The organism is Ureibacillus sp. FSL E2-3493 (genome assembly GCF_038077515.1).
Classification (GTDB): Bacteria; Bacillota; Bacilli; order Bacillales_A; family Planococcaceae; genus Ureibacillus; species Ureibacillus halotolerans.
The window spans coordinates 2,917,677-2,936,140 of the sequence record NZ_JBBOPK010000001.1; the positions used below are offsets into that span (position 1 = coordinate 2,917,677).

An 18,464-nucleotide genomic window follows, 5' to 3' on the forward strand; every position below is an offset into this window, starting at 1 on the left:
GTATCAATTTCCTCATGTTGAAAATGTCCAGGATTTGATATGACCTTAAACGGTATCGATTAATCATTTCAAACTCTGTGAATAAAATCCATCTTATTCAGCGGGTTTCTATACACCCGCTAAATGAAGAAAAATCAACATCTAGCAGTTATTTCTTTATATTATAACAATGGAAATAAAAAACTTGTAGTTAGAAGAACATATTTTTTAATGAATTTGGTAAAAATTAGATTAGAACATCCTTTTATCCTTTATATAAAATTAAGGTATAGACAAATAAATTTGTCTATACCTTAACGTGAATTGTCTTATTCACAATTGTAAAGCAATCTAATTAAAATTCGTTGTTGTTATTTTTATTATTGTTATTATTGTTGTTATTGCGTTGGTTGTTTTGTTGATTTTGTTTTTGGTTTTGTTGACGTGCTTGTTGGAAGTCTTGATCAACACCAAATTCTTCATTATTGTTGAAGTTGTTGTTATTATTGTTGTTATTGTTGTTGTTTTTCTTCGCCATCTCAAACTCACCTCCGTAATAATTATTGTGGACTGATGTTATTGAGATTATGCGAAAGTTAAAAAATAAGTTAATTCAGAACATTCAAAATTTTCAACATTGGTACTGACATTGGTAATTCCCTAATTTTTCCTATAGGTAAAAAATGGGCATTGGCCGGTAATTGATTCAATTGTTGAACTTGTACAAGATTGCATTCCATCTCCCAAGTTAAATGGGAAAAGATATGTTTAAATTTCATGAAATCATTATTTAAATAATTTTCAATTTGAACATTATACTGTTTTTCAAAAGCGTCTTTTGTAGTTTCTTTCGTCATTTCTATCATTGGAAATTGCCACATATTAGCTAACAACCCCTCATTTGGTCGCTTTTCAATTAAATAATTCCCTTGTTTATCGACAGCTACATATATATTATATATTACTTTTTTCGTTTTTATTTTTTTTGATTTTATTGGCAATTGTTCTGTATCACCTTCTTGAAACGCAATACAATAATCACGTACAGGACAAAGCAAGCATTTCGGAGAAGTTGGTGTACAAATCATAGCTCCTAAATCCATTATGGCTTGATTAAAATCACCAGGGTAATCTTTATCGATTAACATATCGACTGCTTCTTCAAAAACTTTTCTCGTTTTGGGTAGGGCGATATCTTCTTCAATATGTAATACGCGGCTTAAAACACGCATAACATTTCCATCCACTGCATGCTCTGGTTTATTATAGGCAATACTTAAAATAGCGCCAGCAGTGTATGGTCCAATACCTTTTAATTTTGAAAGATCATGGCGATTGTCCGGTACAACGGCGTTATATTTCTCGACCACTTCTTTAACGCCCGCCTGTAAATTTCTAGCTCTTGAATAATATCCTAACCCTTCCCACATTTTTAACAGTTCTTCTTGCGGAGCATAAGCAAGGGACTGCATCGTAGGATATTTTTCTATAAAACGATTATAATACGGGATGACCGTGTCTACCCTTGTTTGTTGAAGCATAATTTCGGAGACCCAAATTTTATAAGGGTCCGATGTTCGCCTCCACGGCAAATCTCTTTTTTCTCTATTAAACCAATCGACTAAATGATGGCGAAATTCATTTTTATATTGATAATTCACGATAACCTCCGACGAATTTCGATTTTAAATTTTATAATTAGGGTATAATACTTCTATTAAGATTCATGAAAATAACCGTCAAGTATATAAGAAATGTGTCCATAAACAGGGAGTTGATACTTTGGATTCAGGCACACATTTAGTAATGGGCGTTGCATTAGGCGGCTTAGCTTTAGCAGATCCTGTTGTAGCCGAAAATAATTTAACATTTGTTGCTGTTATGGCTGGTACCGTTATTGGCTCACAAGCACCAGATGTGGATACTATATTAAAACTTCGAAATAATGCGATTTACATCCGACATCATCGTGGCATTACCCATTCGATCCCAGCAGTCCTTTTATGGCCCATTGCCATTACAGCTGTATTATCTTTTATATTTCAAGACGCCAATATATTTCATTTATGGCTTTGGACTTTCCTAGCTGTTTTTTTACATGTTTTTGTTGATATATTTAATGCCTACGGTACGCAAGCCCTTCGTCCTTTTTCAAAGAAATGGGTTGCACTTGGTGTTATTAATACCTTTGATCCGATTATTTTCGGATTACATTGCATCGGCATTATGTTATGGGCTTTTTGGTTCGACCCTGTCATAACATTCACTGTCATGTATACGATTATTTTTGTTTACTATATTATACGTTTCGTTTTACAAGCAGCTGTAAAGAAGGCCGTTCATGATGCTATTCCGGATGAAGATTATGTCATTGTCGCACCAACAATGCGTTTTTTAAATTGGCGAGTAGCTGCAAAATCAAAAACCCATTATTATGTTGGTCGGGCTTACGGCAAAAAAATAAACATTTACGACAAATTTGAAATCCATCCGCTTCCAAGAACACCGATTGTTAATAAAGCTCTTGAAGATTCGAATTTAGCTGCATTCATTTCTTTCTCTCCCTTATATCGTTGGGAAATTTCCGAAATAGACTGCAACTTAACGGAAGTGCGTTTAATCGATTTACGTTATCGAAGTAATGATCGTTATCCTTTTGTAGCTGTTGCCCATGTGGATGAGGAGTTGAACATTGTCAATTCCTATACGGGTTGGATTTATTCTGAAGATAAACTACAACGCAAACTACAAATTGGTTCGAGTAATTAAATAGCGAGGAGTTGTCCCACCTATTAGGACAACTCCTCTATTATTTAATGAAGATTTTCATCACTTTCATCTAATAGATGGGCATACTTTGGATTTCTACCCGCAAACTCATGAATTTTATCTCCGTAACTTTCAATCCATTGTTGGACTATCTTTTCTGTATATTCCATTCCACGGTAATCATATCCCGCTTTTGCATAAGTCGATTCAAAATCAGACCAGAGTAGTTCAATCCATGTTTTTGCTTTATTAACGGATAAATTAGGATTTTTACTTACTAAAATTTGTGTTAATTTATCTATTGATTGATTCACATTCATATTACTTCCCTACTTTCATTGGTAAAAGAATAGAAATCGGCAATGCTTCTTCATAACGATCTCCACCTAAACGATAACCCCAAGCAAATCGTCCTTTTAAATATTCTACTTTAAAAAATTCCCCTGGAGCACCGTCTATACGATACATTTCTCCTGGTACAATTGTTTTCGGGTCAATTAAATAAGCAGCAGCCATCGTTGCTTTTCGCTCATATACAGCATACTCATTTACAATCCCAAGCTGTTCAGCTTTTCTAGCCTTTTCCTTTAAGTTGGCAATTTCTTCTCTTAATTCTTGTTCCGTCATTTCCGCATAATTTTTTTCAGCCATTTGCTTCCTGCTCCTTTTCATCTAAATAACGATCGATTACTTCTATTGGAAAGCCTTTCTGGTATAAGGCTTGTTTTGTTTTCATTCGCAATTCATTACCTGTTAACTTGGCAGCATACTTTTTCCACAGTTTATCCCCTTGTAGTTCAATCAAATGTTGCCAATCATCATCTTCTCTCTCTAAACGAATTTGGTCAAGTATTTCGTTTACAACTGAAAAGGAATAACCTTTCCGCATTAAAAGATCTTGCACCTTTTGTTTTATTTGCATCGGTGTCTTTTTACTATTTGCCCGCACTGTTTTTTCTGCCAGCTCCATCGCAATATTCACTTGTTCTTCATAAGTAAAAGATTCAAGTACTTTGCTTTGAGTATCTTTATCGATTCCCTTTTTCATCAAATCTTGTTTAATCGCTCTCGGCCCTTTTTTGGCTGTTTTCTTTTTTGTTTCTAATAAAGCTTTCGAATAAGTTTCATCATTTAAAAAACCAAGTTTCTCCAACTTCCGAATGGCCTCTAACACAACAGCTTCTCCAAAGCCTGCATCTAACAATTTCTTTTTCACTTCAAATTCACTGCGCATTTGATAACTTAAAAAATTTAACCCACGATTAAACGCTTTTGCGATTTCATCTTCATATGTAATTTCATCGATATCAAATTGTTCGAGTATTTTTCCCTTTGTTAAACCAAACTTAATAAGGGTCGATTCATCAACAGCAAAGGCATAACTTTCATTTAAATAAATATTATATCGTTCTGGATTGTTTTTCTGTCTGCTTATTTTCGATATGACTTGCATACAAACACTCCTTCTAAGCATTAGTATACATTTTTTTTAAGTTCGTTTCATTGCCGTTCATTTGTTAAATCATTTCCTTCTAGGATAAGCGAATATTCATTGGCATAAAGGAACAGTTTTCGCACAATATAAGCAAAAAGGAGGCTAAAATTTTTTATGTGGAAACATCCCATTTTTCGTTTAACATTATGGGCAATCGCATTTTTCTTTGCCTTTAGTTTTATTAAACCAGATATTGCTAACGCAAACTCCTATCACTGGGGCTTTAGTAAATCAAAAGATGGAAAGCCGGCAGATGCGGGGGCAAAATTTGAAAGCATGTTAAAAGAGTATGGCGCATTTTATCGAGGAGACCCAAACAAAAAGGTTATTTATTTAACCTTTGATAACGGCTTTGAAAACGGATATACAGAAAGTATTTTGGATACTTTAAAGGAAGAAAATGTTCCAGCAACCTTTTTCTTAACGGGGCACTATTTAACAAGTGCAACGGATTTAGTAAAAAGAATGATTAAAGAAGGTCATATTATCGGGAATCATTCCTATGGACACCCAGATATGTCTAAGTTATCCGACGAAGAACTTGTAAAAGAATGGAAAAAATTCGATTCAAAATTAAATGAAGTTGCCGGAATTAAACGTACCCATTATGTACGTCCACCAAAAGGTATATTTAACGAAAGAGTTTTAGAAGTTGGAAATAAACACGGTTATACCCACATGTTCTGGGATACAGCATTTGTAGACTGGCATGCTGATTCCAATGTAGGGTGGGAATATGCTTACGATGAACTAATGAACCAATTGCACCCAGGCGCATTAATTTTATTGCATACTGTGGCAAAACATAATGCCGATGCCCTTCCGAAATTTATAAAAGAAGCGAAAAAACAAGGGTATACTTTTGGTTCCCTTGACGATTTAGTCATGGAATCCGTATTAGAATAATAAAAAGTGCCAACACGAAAAGTAGGCGTGTTGGCACTTATTTTGTTAAAAGCATTGATTTCTATTCATTATTTAAACATTTTTTTCAAGTTGGCCATTTCAATGGCAGAAACAGCAGAATCATAACCTTTGTTGCCCGCTTTTGTACCTGCACGTTCAATTGCTTGTTCGATGTTTTCTGTTGTTACGATCCCGAAAATTACTGGCACATTTGAATTTAATGAAACGCTAGCAATTCCTTTTGCTGCTTCGTTATTAACATAATCATAATGAGTTGTTGCTCCACGTATTACTGTACCTAACCCAATTACCGCATCATAGTTACCTGTTTCAACCATTTGTTTAGCGATAAATGGTACTTCAAACGCTCCTGGTACCCATGCTACATCAATATTTTCTTCATCTACTCCATGTCTTCTTAAACCATCAAGGGCACCATCTAATAATTTTGTTGTAATAAACTCGTTAAAACGTCCTACAACAATCCCTATTTTTAAATCTGTTCCTATTAATTGTGCTTCAAATCGTTTTCCCATTGTTCTATTCTCCTCGTCATAAAATTATTGTCTTAAAATGTGTTATCCAATTTTTTGTTTTGAACGAAATCCAACTAAATCTTCAATCGTAATAATTTTTAATCGATGCATTGTTGCAAAATCCTTCAAGCCGTCAAGGCGTAACATCATTCCATCTTCAGCCATGATTTCACAAATAACACCTGCCGGAACGCTGCCACAAGCTCTTGCCAAATCAATAGCTGCTTCAGTATGTCCTCTTCTTTCGAGCACTCCGTTTCTTTTTGCGATTAACGGAAATACGTGACCCGGACGTCTGAAATGGGCTGGCTTAGCATTTTCTTTAATCATTTGTAAAATCGTAAAGGATCGCTCATACGCACTGATTCCAGTTGTCGTTTCCATATGATCGATACTTACTGTAAAAGCTGTTTGATGATTATCCGTATTATGTTCAACCATCGGAAATAATTCTAGTTTATTGGCCAGTTCTTCCGTAATCGGTGTACAAATTAAACCTCGACCAAATGTCGCCATAAAATTAATATTTTCCGGTGTGGCAAATTCAGCTAGAATGACTAAATCTCCTTCGTTTTCACGATTTTCATCGTCCACAACAATAATCGGCTTTCCTTTTTTTAAGTCTTCTAAAGCTTCTTCTATTGTATTGATCATTTTCTCCACCACCGTTTTTATAGTTAAAATCCGTTTTGTTTTAAAAATTCTATTGATATATTTGACGTATTATCCGTTTTTCTTAAATGATGTAAAACGTATTTCCCTAACATATCTGTTTCGATATTTACTTTATCTCCTACACTTTTCATGCCTAAAATCGTTTCTGCATACGTGTGAGGAATAAGGGATACTGTAACAGTATTACTGGATACTTGAAATAGCGTTAAGCTTGTCCCATCAATTGTAATAGAACCTTTAGGTATACAATTTTCAATAAGTTCTCTAGGTATTTCAATTTCAATGTAAACTGCGTTTGAAACCGGTCTTTTACTTCTAATCGTTCCTACACCATCTACATGTCCTGAAACAATATGACCACCAAATCGGCCATTGGCACTCATTGCCCGTTCTAAATTGACCATATCTCCTAATTTTAACGTATGAATCGTTGTTACCTTTACTGTTTCTGGCATGACATCTACAGTCATTTCTTCACTAGTTAAGTGGGTAATCGTCAGACATACACCATTAACCGCAATGCTATCACCCAATTTAGCATCAGACACAATTTTGGGTGTAACAATGGTCAATTGACTACTGTCGATATCTTTTTTAATCCCAACTACTTTTCCCTTATCTTCAATTATGCCTGTAAACAATCTACTCACCTCTTTCTAAAAATAAAAAACCCCTTAGAAAATGTCCTAAGGAGTTGGGAGTATTTAAAAAAAATGGCGTAACGAAATAAACCTTTTGAAATTAATTTTCAAAAAGTGCCAAAATTCATCCTTCTCCCATCCAGACTATACTGTCGGCTTTGGACTCGCACCAAATCCTGCTCTTAACAAGCTCACGGGCTTAGAAGTTTCGCTTCATCACCGTCGATTGGGAATTTCACCCGACCCCGAAGGATGCTTAAGATATATCTTAAGCTTAACCGTATTCAATTTTAAACTATTAAATAAAAAATCCCGTTCAGAAATGAATCGGGATTGAAAAAGAAAAAATACTATAGCAAATAAACCATTAAAAATAACAATTTTAATGGTACATCTATAATAGTTCCTTCTCCCATCCAGACTATACTGTCGGCTTTGGATTCGCACCAAATCCTGCTTATAACAAGCTCACGGGCTTAGAAGTTTCACTTCATCACCGTCGATTGGGAATTTCACCCGACCCCGAAGGAATAATTTATTTAATTGAAATAAGAATAACACGATTTCAAAATAATTGCTAATAACTTATTTTAAAATAACACTAAACGTATCTCTATAGATTTTTACTTAAAGGAAGAATTTATTCATTTGCTTTCAAATAGTGCTTCGATATAATGGTTAAATGAACAAAATAAAGGACGTGAACGCTTTTGGGCGAAAATGTAGTAATGGAAATTGGTCAAAAATTTCCTTTAACGATTAAAAGATTAGGTATTAATGGTGAAGGGGTCGGCTTTTATAAACGAAATGTAGTATTCGTAAAAGGTGCATTACCTGGAGAAGAAGTAACTGTAAAAGTTTCAAAAGTACAGCGAAATTTTGCTGAAGCGGAAATTTTAAACATCCGTAAAGTATCGAAAGACCGCCAAGAGCCAAGCTGCCCTGTTTACAATGAATGTGGAGGATGTCAGCTGCAACATTTAACATATAGCGGGCAACTTAAAGAAAAACGGGATATGGTCATACAAGCATTAGAAAAGTACGTTAAATCAATTGCTGAAACGACGGATATCCGCCCTACCCTTGGGATGGACACCCCTTGGCATTATCGAAATAAAAGTTCCTTCCAAGTAAGAAAAGAAGGGAAACGGGTTTATGCAGGTTTATATATTGAAGGGACAAATAAATTATTAAATATTAATGATTGTGCTGTTCAACATCCCCTAACGTCCAAAATCACTGTAGGGACTCGAAAAATATTACAAAAGCTAAATATCTCCATTTACGATGGGAAATCGTTGGACGGATTAGTTCGCACAATTGTCGTTCGCACAGCTGTTCAAACAGGCGAAACCCAAGTTTGTTTAGTGACGACACGAAAAGATATACCTCATAAGAAAGAGTTAATCGAGCGCATATTAAAAATCGATCCGAGTATCGTTTCGATTACCCAAAATATAAATCGAGAAAAAACTTCCCTTATTTTTGGAGATGAAACGATTAGTTTATATGGTAAAGAAACGATTCATGAAAATTTAGGAGAACTTGCCTTCGACTTATCGTCCCGCGCTTTCTTTCAACTTAATCCTGAGCAGACGGTTCATTTATATGATGAAATTAAAAAAGCTGCCCAGTTAACTGGAAAGGAAAAAGTAGTAGATGCTTATTGTGGGGTTGGGACAATTGGGTTATGGCTAGCACCTAAAGCAAAGGAAGTCCGCGGTATGGATGTTGTTCCTGAAAGTATTGTTGATGCTAAGAAAAATGCAAGAAATCACGGATATAAACATGTTCGCTATTATACAGGTACAGCAGAGGAATGGTTGGCAAAATGGAAACGGGATGGATTTATCCCTGACGTAATTACTGTCGATCCACCCCGGACTGGTCTTGCACCAAGCTTCATCAAAACCGTATTGAAAATTAAACCGAAACGATTTGTCTATACTTCTTGTAATCCGTCCACCTTTGCTAAAGACTTACAGGAATTAACGAAGTTTTATAACGTGGACTACATTCAACCAGTAGATATGTTTCCTCAAACTGCAAGGGTTGAAATCGTAGCGAAATTAACATTGAAAAAGAAATAATAATAAAAACTATGTGATACTTCCAATTCCATCTTGTGTTTGATAGACTATTGTCGCTCGACATTGAGTAAAACTCTTCTCGATTTGAATTTGGTTTGACGGCTATTTTCATTATATCAATAGGAGTTTTTATTTCCATTTCTAATACCACTCTAAAAGTATATTTTCACACGTGCAGAGCACGTGGTTTTAAAAGAATTAATTAAAAAAGAGGTGACCTAGTCATCTCTTTTTCCTATTTAAAGACAGTTCATGCAACTATCATGACAATAGTGGAATAAACAACAGCTGTAATGCAATGTGTGTAAACATATGGGCTAACACTGCATACTCGAATCCCTTTTTCCAATAAAGATACCCGAAGAATATACCGCCAATGCCATTTAGCAAGAAACATCTTATAATTAATTCTACTGTTAAATCCCCAAATACCATAACCGTTGCAGGTAAATGGCCAGCTGCAAATAATAATGAAGCAATTACAATAGCAATCCAAAAGAAAGAATTTGATAAGCTTTGCTGATTGCGTCTAAAGAGTTTCATCATAAGCCATACTAATAAGCTCATGAAGAACAACCTTAGCATAATTTCTTCGAACACCCCGCCATAGAAAATTCCCGCGAGTAAACCTATCACTGAAGTTTCAGCTTGCCCTTTACCAATAGCTTCAATATTATGTTGAAAATAAAATTGATCTGCCCCAACTAAAACAAAGGCTGTAATTACGCCAAAGCCCACTGCCATTAAAGTACTTTTCAAATCTATCTTCGTTTTTTCTTTACTGAAAAACGAATCGAAAATATTTAACTTAAATCCTACTTTCCTCGCTAGTTTTATCCCGATAAAAGATAAAACAAATGAAAAAATAGCAATTTGCAACGAACTTATCATCGATAAAATATAAATAGGGATTGGGATTGTTTTAATTAACGAATCGTATTGATCCGAAGAAGTATTTTGCAACATTTCTAACTGGTATGGTACTAAAAAGAACCCACCAATTAAGCAGATAAATGCTAATATTAATGAAATTTTTAAATCTACTTTTTTCAAGAAACGGCACCTCACCCTCCCATAACGAAAGAAATGATAATAATAATGATTAACGGTACAAAAACAATTAAGTAACCCACTGGATTAGCAAAGTTGATAGTCCATCCTACTCCAAAACGTTTCTCTACAAAAATGGATGGATCATTTTTATTGAAATAAAACATACCGCCTTTCCAATATTGATCTTCATCTACTTCCATAATCTTCTCATCAATTGTTCCTTCTATCTTCTTATCAGAGCGACCTACTTTTAATGCAAAAATAAGTGAGCCAGCTAATACAATAAATAAGAAAGCAAAAGGTAAAATTATTTTTATACTACCTACTGCAAATTCAGGATGAATCATTGTTAGTTGATAAAAACTCATTAATATAGTGCAAGCTAACATGACGAAGAACAGAAACCAGCTTGAATATTTTCTTAAAGTTAATTGACGATTTTTAGATGCAGCTAAATTGGATGCACTTAACTTAATACCAGAATTTTTCGTCGCGACATGAACACCTAAGAACATTAATTGCATAATTAATAATAGTAATGTGTGTTGTATTGCTGAAAGAGGCGATTTTTCTGTAAAAGCGTCCGGTTCCCCACTTGGTCCCCAATGGGTCGGTATTTGTTGCGGTAAAATATCATAGTTAAAAATTGTATAACTCATTAAACCTAACGTCGTAATGATGGGTAATAAATAGATATACCACGGTAACATTTCATCTTCTTTTCGCACGGATAAGTCCGTTACTTTCACTTGTTTTAAATGTTCTACCCATTTATGTTGAATTTTTAATTGTTTCGTTTTCCCATGATAGTAAATATATAAAGATAAACTAATGAGAAGAATTCCAAATTCCATTAACATACCGATAATCGCCATTTGTTCTTCCTGTGGTTCAGTAGTTAATGACCAAACTGAATAACCTGTTAGTAACACAATGGATATAAGGGCAACTGCAATAGCATATTGCTTTTTCAACTTTTTAATTGCCCCATCGTTCATATATTGTTCAGGTATTGTCACACCAAAAATAACCGTCTTTTTAACTAAATACGGAATAACGATTTGAGTGACAGCTATAAATAAAGTAATGATAAGAAAAACTAAAAACGCCATGTTATTTCCTCCTTTACCTTTCCTTCATTTCTTCCATAATAGAAAAAATCATATTTTGAATTTCCTCTTTTTTTACTCCTAGCACGAGTGCTTCAGCAATAATAGGTTTTATTACGGAAAGAATTCTTTCGTTCGTTTCATTAGTGACATGTTCACCTGGCGAAATAATCGCACCGGATTTAGGGACAATTTTAATAATCCCTTTCTTTTCTAGCTCATGGTAACTTTTGTTTACCGTATGCATATTAACGCCTAAGTCTGCTGCAAACGCTCGTACGGATGGTAACGATTCACCATATTGAATGTCCCCTCGGGCAATCCCTTCGATTATTTGATTGGTTAATTGTGTATAAATTGGGACATCTGAAGTTGTTTCTATTCGAATGATCACGAATTCCCCTCCAATCTGTTCTATATTTATTATAACAGAACTGTTCTATAATGTATAGAACAAAAAGCGAATTTAACAAAGTGAAAAAAGAGGAAGCATCTATGCCTCCTCCACTGGCCATAAAAAAGAGATCACAAAACACCACCTTTAAAGGTATGTTTAAGTGATCTCTAAATAATCTAGCTTAATTTCTAAAACGAGAATTATTTATATGTTCGCGTACTTGCAACAGCTCTTTCCCAACCGTCGACCAATTCTTTTCTTTTCGCTTCGTCCATTTTCGGCTCATAAGATTGGTCAATTGCCCATTGGGATGCAATTTCTTCTTGACTTTCCCAAAAGCCAACCGCTAATCCAGCCAAATAGGCTGCTCCTAGCGCCGTTGTTTCATTTACCTTTGGCACTTCTACTGGAACATTTAAAATATCGCTTTGGAACTCCATTAAGAAACTATTCTTAACAGCTCCTCCGTCGGCACGTAATGTTTTCAATGAAATTCCTGAATCCTTTTCCATCGCATCGAGAACAGCCTTCGTTTGATATGCTAATGATTCCACTGTAGCACGAACGAAATGATCCTTTGTTGTTCCGCGCGTTAAACCAAATATTGCTCCCCTTGCTTCACTGTCCCAATAAGGCGTTCCTAATCCAACAAAGGCAGGAACAACATAAACTCCGTCCGTTGAATCAACTCTTCTACAATATTGCTCACTGTCAGCAGCATTATTAAACATACGTAAACCGTCACGTAACCATTGAATAGCAGATCCGGCTACAAAAATACTTCCTTCTAGCGCATATTCTACTTTGCCATTTAATCCCCATGCTAACGTTGTTAATAAGCCATGGACAGATTTAACTGGTTTCTCACCAGTATTCATGAGCATGAAGCAGCCTGTTCCGTAAGTGTTTTTTGCCATCCCCTTTTCAAAACATGCCTGGCCGAACAATGCTGCTTGCTGGTCTCCAGCCACCCCAGCAATTGGTACTTCCTGACCGAAGAAATGCTCTTTATCGGTAGTCGCATACACTGTTGATGAAGGACAAACTTCAGGCAACATAGATGTTGGGATATCAAGAATCGATAATAATTCCTCATCCCATTTTAATTCGTAAATATTATACATAAGTGTTCGGGATGCGTTGGAATAATCCGTCACATGGGCTTTACCGCCAGACAGTTTCCAAATTAACCAAGTATCGATTGTACCGAATAATAACTTTCCTTCATTAGCAAGTTCCCTTGCACCATCCACATTGTCTAAAATCCATTTCACTTTCGTTCCTGAGAAATAAGCATCGATTAATAATCCCGTTTTGGAACGGAAAAGTTCGTTATATCCATTGCTTTTCAATTCCTCACAAATATCGTTTGTTTGACGTGACTGCCAAACAATTGCATTGTAAATCGGATTTCCTGTTTCTTTATTCCAAACAACCGTTGTTTCCCGTTGATTTGTTATCCCTATCGCTGCTACCATTTCAGGAGAAACGTCTGCTTCTGATAAGCAAGAAGCAATGACAGCTAAAACCGAACCTAAAATTTCGTTGGCATTATGCTCAACCCACCCTGGATTTGGAAAGTGTTGAGTAAATTCTTTTTGAGCGCTATGGACAATTTCTCCTTGCTTATTAAAAAGAATTGCTCTTGAACTAGTTGTTCCTTGATCGATTGACAAAATATATTTTCCCATTTTCCTGTTCCCACCTATCTATAGTTCATTTTTAACTTCGTTTGTCTTTTAAAGCATTTCATTACTTGTTAAATTTCTTGGACTCATAAAATAAGCAATACCTAAAACAAGTACTGTCACAACTAATACAATCCAAAATTCAGTCGTCATCGTATTATTAAATACAGCTTTATGGAATAATGCACCTAGAGAGCCACCAAGCAGTGGACCAACAACTGGTATCCAAGAATATTTCCAATTTGAAGACCCTTTGCCAGCAATCGGAAGAACTGCATGGGCGATACGTGGGCCTAAATCCCGGGCAGGATTAATAGCGTAACCTGTAGTACCTCCAAAGGCCATACCGATGGCAACAATTAGAAGCCCTACAGCAATTGGATTTAACCCTTCTGTAAATTGCCCCGCTCCGATAAATTGCAGACCTAATAGCAATACAAATGTCCCAATAATTTCACTTAACAAATTGGAAAACGTATGAGGTATAGCCGGTCCAGTAGAAAATACGCCTAGTTTTGCACCTGGATCCTTCGTTTCCTTCCAATGAGGTAAATATTGAAGGAAAATAATACATGCTCCTAAAAATGCTCCGATTAATTGTCCAAGAATATATAGTGGAACATCATTCCAAGCAAAATCACCCGTCCATGCTAAACCTACTGTTACTGCCGGATTCAAATGGGCACCACTAATACTTCCGACGGCATAAACCCCTAATGTTACACCTAGCCCCCAAGCAATCGAAATGACTACCCAGCCGGCATCTTTTGCATAGGACTTCGTTAGATTAGCGCCCGCGCAAACACCTGCTCCAAACAAAATTAAAATCATCGTCCCTAAAACTTCTCCCCAAAACGGTGACATCTTCAACATCTCCTTTGTTTTAAAATAATAAGGAAACACCTTTTATTATTTAAAGGTATAAGGGCAATAAGTGTTTCCCTTTTGTACTCCAAACTAAAAAAATGAATGGAAACGCTATCATTTTTACTCATAATTACGCTTAGACAAATTTATTTATTCGTTGTCGTAACAAATAAATTTTGAAGGATTGTCCAATCTTTATTGCTCAAACGAACTATTATATTTGAAAGAATATGAGTAAAATTCTTTAAAAACTTGACTCTATTATACATTAAATAGTTTCATCTTTAGGATAATATTCTTCAAAACTAGTTAAAATTCTCCAATATCCTTTATCTTTCTACAATGAAATAAACAACTGAAACCTAATTTTATTTGATACCCTCAACATTATTGTGTATAATCGTTTTGTTTTAAAAAAATAAAATATTTGGGGGTTATAAAGAATTGGGTAAAGCATTGATTATTGGAGCTGGCGGTGTAGCTAGCGTAGTCGTACACAAATGTGTACAAAATTCAGAAGTGTTCGAGGAGATTATGATCGCTAGTCGAACTAAGTCAAAATGCGACGCTTTAAAGGAAAAATTAGACGGCGGTAAAACAATTATCCACACTGCACAAGTTGATGCGGATAATGTTAACGAACTTGTTGAATTAATCAATGGATTTAAACCAGATGTGGTAATTAACGTTGCTTTACCATATCAAGACTTAACAATTATGGATGCATGTTTAGAGACAGGTGTGCACTATGTTGATACTGCAAACTATGAGCCACCTGAAACAGCTAAATTTGAATATAAATGGCAATGGGCTTACAAAGAAAAATTCGAAAAAGCTGGTCTTACAGCTTTATTAGGTAGTGGATTCGATCCAGGTGTAACTGGCGTATTCTCTGCTTACGCTCTAAAACATCACTTCGATGAAATTCATTACATCGATATTTTAGATGCGAATGCTGGTGACCACGGTTATCCTTTCGCAACAAACTTCAACCCAGAAATCAACATTCGCGAAATTACTGCGAACGGTCGTTACTGGAAAGAAGGCAAATGGGTAGAAACTGAACCTTTAGAGTTTAAAGAAGTTTATAACTTCCCTGAAATTGGACCTAAAGATATGTACCTTCTATACCATGAAGAATTAGAATCTTTAGCAAAAAATATTAAAGGCATTAAACAAATTCGTTTCTGGATGACATTCTCTGAAAAATATTTAACTCACTTACGAGTTTTAGAAAACGTAGGAATGACATCTATTGAACCAATCGAATTTGAAGGTCAAATGATTCAACCACTTCAATTCTTAAAAGCTGTTTTACCAGATCCAGCATCCCTTGGACCTCGTACAAAAGGTAAAACAAATATCGGTTGTATCTTCCGTGGAATAAAAGATGGTAAAGAAAAAACTTACTATGTATATAACGTTTGTGACCACGAAGAATGTTACCGTGAAGTAGGTAGTCAAGCTATCTCTTACACAACAGGTGTACCTGCAATGATTGGTGCAATGTTAGTGATGAATGGCGAATGGCAAAAACCAGGTGTATGGAACGTGGAAGAATTCAATCCAGATCCATTCATGGAAGCTTTAAATAAATGGGGCTTACCATGGCAAGAAAGCCATAACCCAGAATTAGTGGACCTTAGCCTTGATAAAGAAGAGGCGAAGTAAATGAAGACAATTGATTGGAATACAGCGCCGTCTCCAAGTTATGTTGTGGACGAGCGCCTGCTATTACGTAACTTAGAAATATTAAAATCTGTACAAGATCGTACAGGTTGTGATATTTTACTAGCACTAAAAGGGTTCTCCATGTTTTCTACTTTCCCAATGGTGCGTCAATATTTAAAAGGTATTACATCAAGTTCTTTATTTGAAGCCCGCCTAGGTTATGAAGAATTCGGAAAAGAAGTACATGCCTATGCACCAGCTTATGCAGAACATGAAATTGATGAATATTTAAAATATGTGGATCATATCGTGTTCAACTCCTTTGACCAATTAAACAAGTATAAAGAAAAAGTACAAAGTTTGGACAAGCACGTTTCGATCGGTTTACGTGTAAATCCTGGTTACTCTGAAGTTGAAACACCACTTTATGACCCATGTTATATCAATTCTCGTCTTGGAATACCTGTTGATTCATTCCGTCCAGATCAATTAGACGGCGTTGAAGGTATCCACTTCCACGCGATGTGTGAACAAGGTTCAGACGTATTGGAGCGTATTTTAGTACACTTCGAAGAAAAATACGGTGAATATTTACATCAAATGAAATGGATTAACTTCGGCGGTGGTCATCATATTACCCGAGAAGATTACGATGTTGACAAACTTGTATCATTAATTAACTACATGCAAGAAAAATATGACGTGAAAGTTATTTTAGAACCAGGAGAAGCAATTGCTTTAAATACTGGTTACTTAGTAACGACTGTCCTAGATGTAGTGAAAAACGGAATGGAAATTGCCATTTTAGATACTTCTGCTACATGTCATATGCCAGACGTATTAGAAATGCCTTACCGTCCCCAAATTATTGGCGCGAGTACACCAAATGACAAACCGTATACTTACCGTCTAGGTGGTATGACATGTCTAGCTGGTGACGTAATTGGCGATTACTCATTTGACGAACCATTAAAAGCTGGTGACAAAATAGTATTTACCGATATGGCTCACTATACAATGGTGAAAAACCATATGTTCAATGGTGTAAACTTACCAAGCATTTGTTTATATAACGAAGATGAAGGCGTAAAAGTCGTACGTCAGTTTGGTTATGAAGACTACCGAAATAGATTATCTTAATAAGCACAAATAAGCTAACTCAGAATTATTGAGTTAGCTTATTTTTTTAAAGGAAAACTCTCCAAATCAAAAAGAATACATATCAGTTTGTTTCTGACATGTACCCTTCTCTACTTTCAATTTAATTTGCTACTTGTTTCATTTGTTTTCCAAAGATTAATACGATAAGAAACATAGCAAACAAAATAGCTGATATAAATAATAGGAAACTAAAGTTATGGATAAATTGTAGATATAATCCACCAACAGTTGGCCCTACTAAACTGCCGACACTAAAGAAAATACCGCATAATAAATTCCCCGTTGGCAATAGAGCTTTCGGCGTTAGTTCCGCCATGTATGTTATTCCTAGAGAGAACATAGATCCTAAGAACATACCAGCTAGTAAAAATACCGCCGCTATAACGAACTCAGAATGCTCAAACAAACTTCCAATTCCGAAAAATAAAGTCCCACCTAAAAAGGTAATTAATATAATTTTTCTTCGACCTATTTTATCGCCCAATATTCCTATTGGTACTTGAGTAAGTATACCACCTATTGAAAAGGCAGCTAATATTATTGATACCATAGAAACGTTAAATTCTTTTCTTAAAGCATAAACTGGGAATAGAGAATTTAAAGAAGTTTCTAATACGCCATATACGAAAGGCGGTAAAAATGCTATCCATGCATATTTGAATGATAATTTATATCGATGGAAACTTTTCACTTCCTTACTATCCCCTGTTAATGCTTCTGGTTTTTCATTGTGAACAAAGAAAACAAAAGACCAAGCAATTAAACAAAGTACAGATGACAAAATAAATGGGAACGTTTCAGATATTTTTATTAAGTTCACCATTAACGGTCCTACCGCAAATCCTACGCCAAAGGATAATCCATAAATGGACATCGTTTTTCCGATACTTTCAGCTGGTGATGTGCTTGTAAGCCATGTTTGAGTAGCAAAATGTAAACAATGGTCTCCGATACCGATTAACATTCGTAAAATAAACCAAAACATCACATTTTGCCATAAAGGAAAGAGAAATAAAGAAACAAAAACAACAGCTCCACCAATAATAATAATCGGTTTATAACCAAATTTACGTAGTGGCTTTTCGACAAATGGTGATATTAATAGCGTTCCTATGTATAGCCCTGTAGCATTTAAACCATTAAGAGCGGATGATACACCATCGCTTTCAAAAATAACCGAAATAAGTGGTAATAGCATACCTTGTGAGAAACCTGAAATTGATACAATTGCTACCAAAATCCAAAATCTACGTTGTACATACTTTTCAGTTGCTATCATAATTTTCCTCCAACTAAAACTACAAACTAAGAATATGTTACCATAGAAGGAAATAAATAGCCCCTACATTTTAGCTTATAAAAAAACCTTAGTGACATTGCATCACTAAGGTTTCTACAGTTCAGTTAACTCCATAATTGATTGAATA

The 18,464-nt window shown here is 35.3% G+C and carries 18 protein-coding genes, 1 pseudogene and 2 riboswitches; of the genes and pseudogenes, 5 read left to right on the top strand and 14 right to left on the bottom strand.

The annotated features are described in order from the left end of the window. Positions 1 to 334 precede the first annotated feature (334 nt). Positions 335 to 517 (bottom strand): hypothetical protein, encoded by a 183-nt coding sequence (locus MHH69_RS15110; RefSeq protein WP_122971949.1) that lies wholly within the window; start codon positions 515 to 517, stop codon positions 335 to 337. A gap of 70 nt (positions 518 to 587) precedes the next feature. Beyond that, positions 588 to 1,640, bottom strand: coding sequence for an A/G-specific adenine glycosylase (gene mutY / locus MHH69_RS15115; RefSeq protein WP_341362646.1), 1,053 nt, complete (start codon positions 1,638 to 1,640; stop codon positions 588 to 590). A 121-nt stretch (positions 1,641 to 1,761) separates the two neighbouring features. Between mutY and MHH69_RS15120 the strand changes: the two genes are divergently transcribed. Then, entirely contained in the window at positions 1,762 to 2,748 is a 987-nt protein-coding gene (locus MHH69_RS15120; protein ID WP_341362647.1) for a metal-dependent hydrolase, read from the top strand. A gap of 44 nt (positions 2,749 to 2,792) precedes the next feature. Here MHH69_RS15120 and MHH69_RS15125 read toward each other — a convergent pair whose 3' ends face one another. From MHH69_RS15125 to recX, 3 genes are read right to left on the bottom strand one after another with little or no spacing between them, the layout of a single operon-like run. Beyond that, positions 2,793 to 3,062 (bottom strand): YfhJ family protein, encoded by a 270-nt coding sequence (locus MHH69_RS15125; RefSeq protein ID WP_122971971.1) that lies wholly within the window; start codon positions 3,060 to 3,062, stop codon positions 2,793 to 2,795. Between the two features lie 7 nt (positions 3,063 to 3,069). Further along, positions 3,070 to 3,399: a YfhH family protein gene (locus MHH69_RS15130; RefSeq protein WP_122971946.1), complete on the bottom strand. Its 330-nt coding sequence runs from the start codon at positions 3,397 to 3,399 to the stop codon at positions 3,070 to 3,072. Next, positions 3,392 to 4,201: a recombination regulator RecX gene (recX, locus tag MHH69_RS15135; protein WP_122971945.1), complete on the bottom strand. Its 810-nt coding sequence runs from the start codon at positions 4,199 to 4,201 to the stop codon at positions 3,392 to 3,394. Before recX ends, MHH69_RS15130 begins: the two co-directional genes overlap by 8 nt. A 156-nt stretch (positions 4,202 to 4,357) precedes the next feature. On the opposite strand from recX, the gene pdaA reads away from it, so the two are divergent. Then, on the top strand, positions 4,358 to 5,149 hold the full coding sequence (gene pdaA, locus MHH69_RS15140; RefSeq protein WP_122971944.1) for a delta-lactam-biosynthetic de-N-acetylase: 792 nt from the start codon (positions 4,358 to 4,360) through the stop codon (positions 5,147 to 5,149). Positions 5,150 to 5,217: 68 nt separating this feature from the next. On the opposite strand, the gene ribH is transcribed toward pdaA, so the two are convergent. From ribH to ribE, 3 genes and pseudogenes are all read right to left on the bottom strand, one after another. Then, the gene (ribH, locus tag MHH69_RS15145; protein ID WP_122971943.1) at positions 5,218 to 5,685 is read right to left on the bottom strand and encodes a 6,7-dimethyl-8-ribityllumazine synthase; all 468 of its coding nucleotides are present in this window, start codon (positions 5,683 to 5,685) and stop codon (positions 5,218 to 5,220) included. Between the two features lie 63 nt (positions 5,686 to 5,748). Then, positions 5,749 to 6,339, bottom strand: a pseudogene (gene ribB / locus MHH69_RS15150) (3,4-dihydroxy-2-butanone-4-phosphate synthase); the annotation flags it as partial. 23 nt (positions 6,340 to 6,362) lie between these two features. Further along, positions 6,363 to 7,001 (bottom strand): riboflavin synthase, encoded by a 639-nt coding sequence (ribE, locus tag MHH69_RS15155; RefSeq protein WP_341362648.1) that lies wholly within the window; start codon positions 6,999 to 7,001, stop codon positions 6,363 to 6,365. 123 nt (positions 7,002 to 7,124) lie between these two features. Continuing rightward, a riboswitch (FMN riboswitch) is annotated at positions 7,125 to 7,258 on the bottom strand. A 143-nt stretch (positions 7,259 to 7,401) separates the two neighbouring features. Continuing rightward, a riboswitch (FMN riboswitch) is annotated at positions 7,402 to 7,535 on the bottom strand. A gap of 194 nt (positions 7,536 to 7,729) precedes the next feature. On the opposite strand from ribE, the gene rlmD reads away from it, so the two are divergent. Further along, positions 7,730 to 9,091 carry a 23S rRNA (uracil(1939)-C(5))-methyltransferase RlmD gene (gene rlmD, locus MHH69_RS15160; protein WP_341362986.1) on the top strand — a complete coding sequence of 454 codons (1,362 nt, stop codon included), beginning with the start codon at positions 7,730 to 7,732 and terminating at the stop codon, positions 9,089 to 9,091. Between the two features lie 261 nt (positions 9,092 to 9,352). Here rlmD and MHH69_RS15165 read toward each other — a convergent pair whose 3' ends face one another. The 5 genes from MHH69_RS15165 to MHH69_RS15185 form a co-directional block, all read right to left on the bottom strand. Further along, a complete protein-coding gene (locus MHH69_RS15165; RefSeq protein WP_341362649.1) occupies positions 9,353 to 10,144 on the bottom strand; it encodes a CPBP family intramembrane glutamic endopeptidase in 792 nt (263 codons plus the stop codon). A gap of 11 nt (positions 10,145 to 10,155) precedes the next feature. Continuing rightward, a complete protein-coding gene (locus MHH69_RS15170; RefSeq protein WP_341362650.1) occupies positions 10,156 to 11,256 on the bottom strand; it encodes a DUF1648 domain-containing protein in 1,101 nt (366 codons plus the stop codon). Between the two features lie 13 nt (positions 11,257 to 11,269). Then, entirely contained in the window at positions 11,270 to 11,647 is a 378-nt protein-coding gene (locus MHH69_RS15175; protein WP_122971938.1) for a GntR family transcriptional regulator, read from the bottom strand. Between the two features lie 203 nt (positions 11,648 to 11,850). Beyond that, a complete protein-coding gene (glpK, locus tag MHH69_RS15180) occupies positions 11,851 to 13,341 on the bottom strand; it encodes a glycerol kinase GlpK (protein ID WP_122971937.1) in 1,491 nt (496 codons plus the stop codon). Between the two features lie 48 nt (positions 13,342 to 13,389). After that, complete coding sequence (locus MHH69_RS15185; RefSeq protein WP_122971936.1) at positions 13,390 to 14,202, bottom strand: MIP/aquaporin family protein; 813 nt, start codon at positions 14,200 to 14,202, stop codon at positions 13,390 to 13,392. Between the two features lie 447 nt (positions 14,203 to 14,649). Here MHH69_RS15185 and MHH69_RS15190 point away from each other — a divergent pair, with 447 nt between their 5' ends. Continuing rightward, complete coding sequence (locus MHH69_RS15190; RefSeq protein ID WP_122971935.1) at positions 14,650 to 15,876, top strand: saccharopine dehydrogenase family protein; 1,227 nt, start codon at positions 14,650 to 14,652, stop codon at positions 15,874 to 15,876. After that, entirely contained in the window at positions 15,877 to 17,016 is a 1,140-nt protein-coding gene (gene nspC, locus MHH69_RS15195) for a carboxynorspermidine decarboxylase (RefSeq protein ID WP_122971934.1), read from the top strand. A 121-nt stretch (positions 17,017 to 17,137) separates the two neighbouring features. Here nspC and MHH69_RS15200 read toward each other — a convergent pair whose 3' ends face one another. After that, entirely contained in the window at positions 17,138 to 18,316 is a 1,179-nt protein-coding gene (locus MHH69_RS15200; protein WP_122971933.1) for an MFS transporter, read from the bottom strand. Between the last annotated feature and the right edge of the window lie 148 nt (positions 18,317 to 18,464).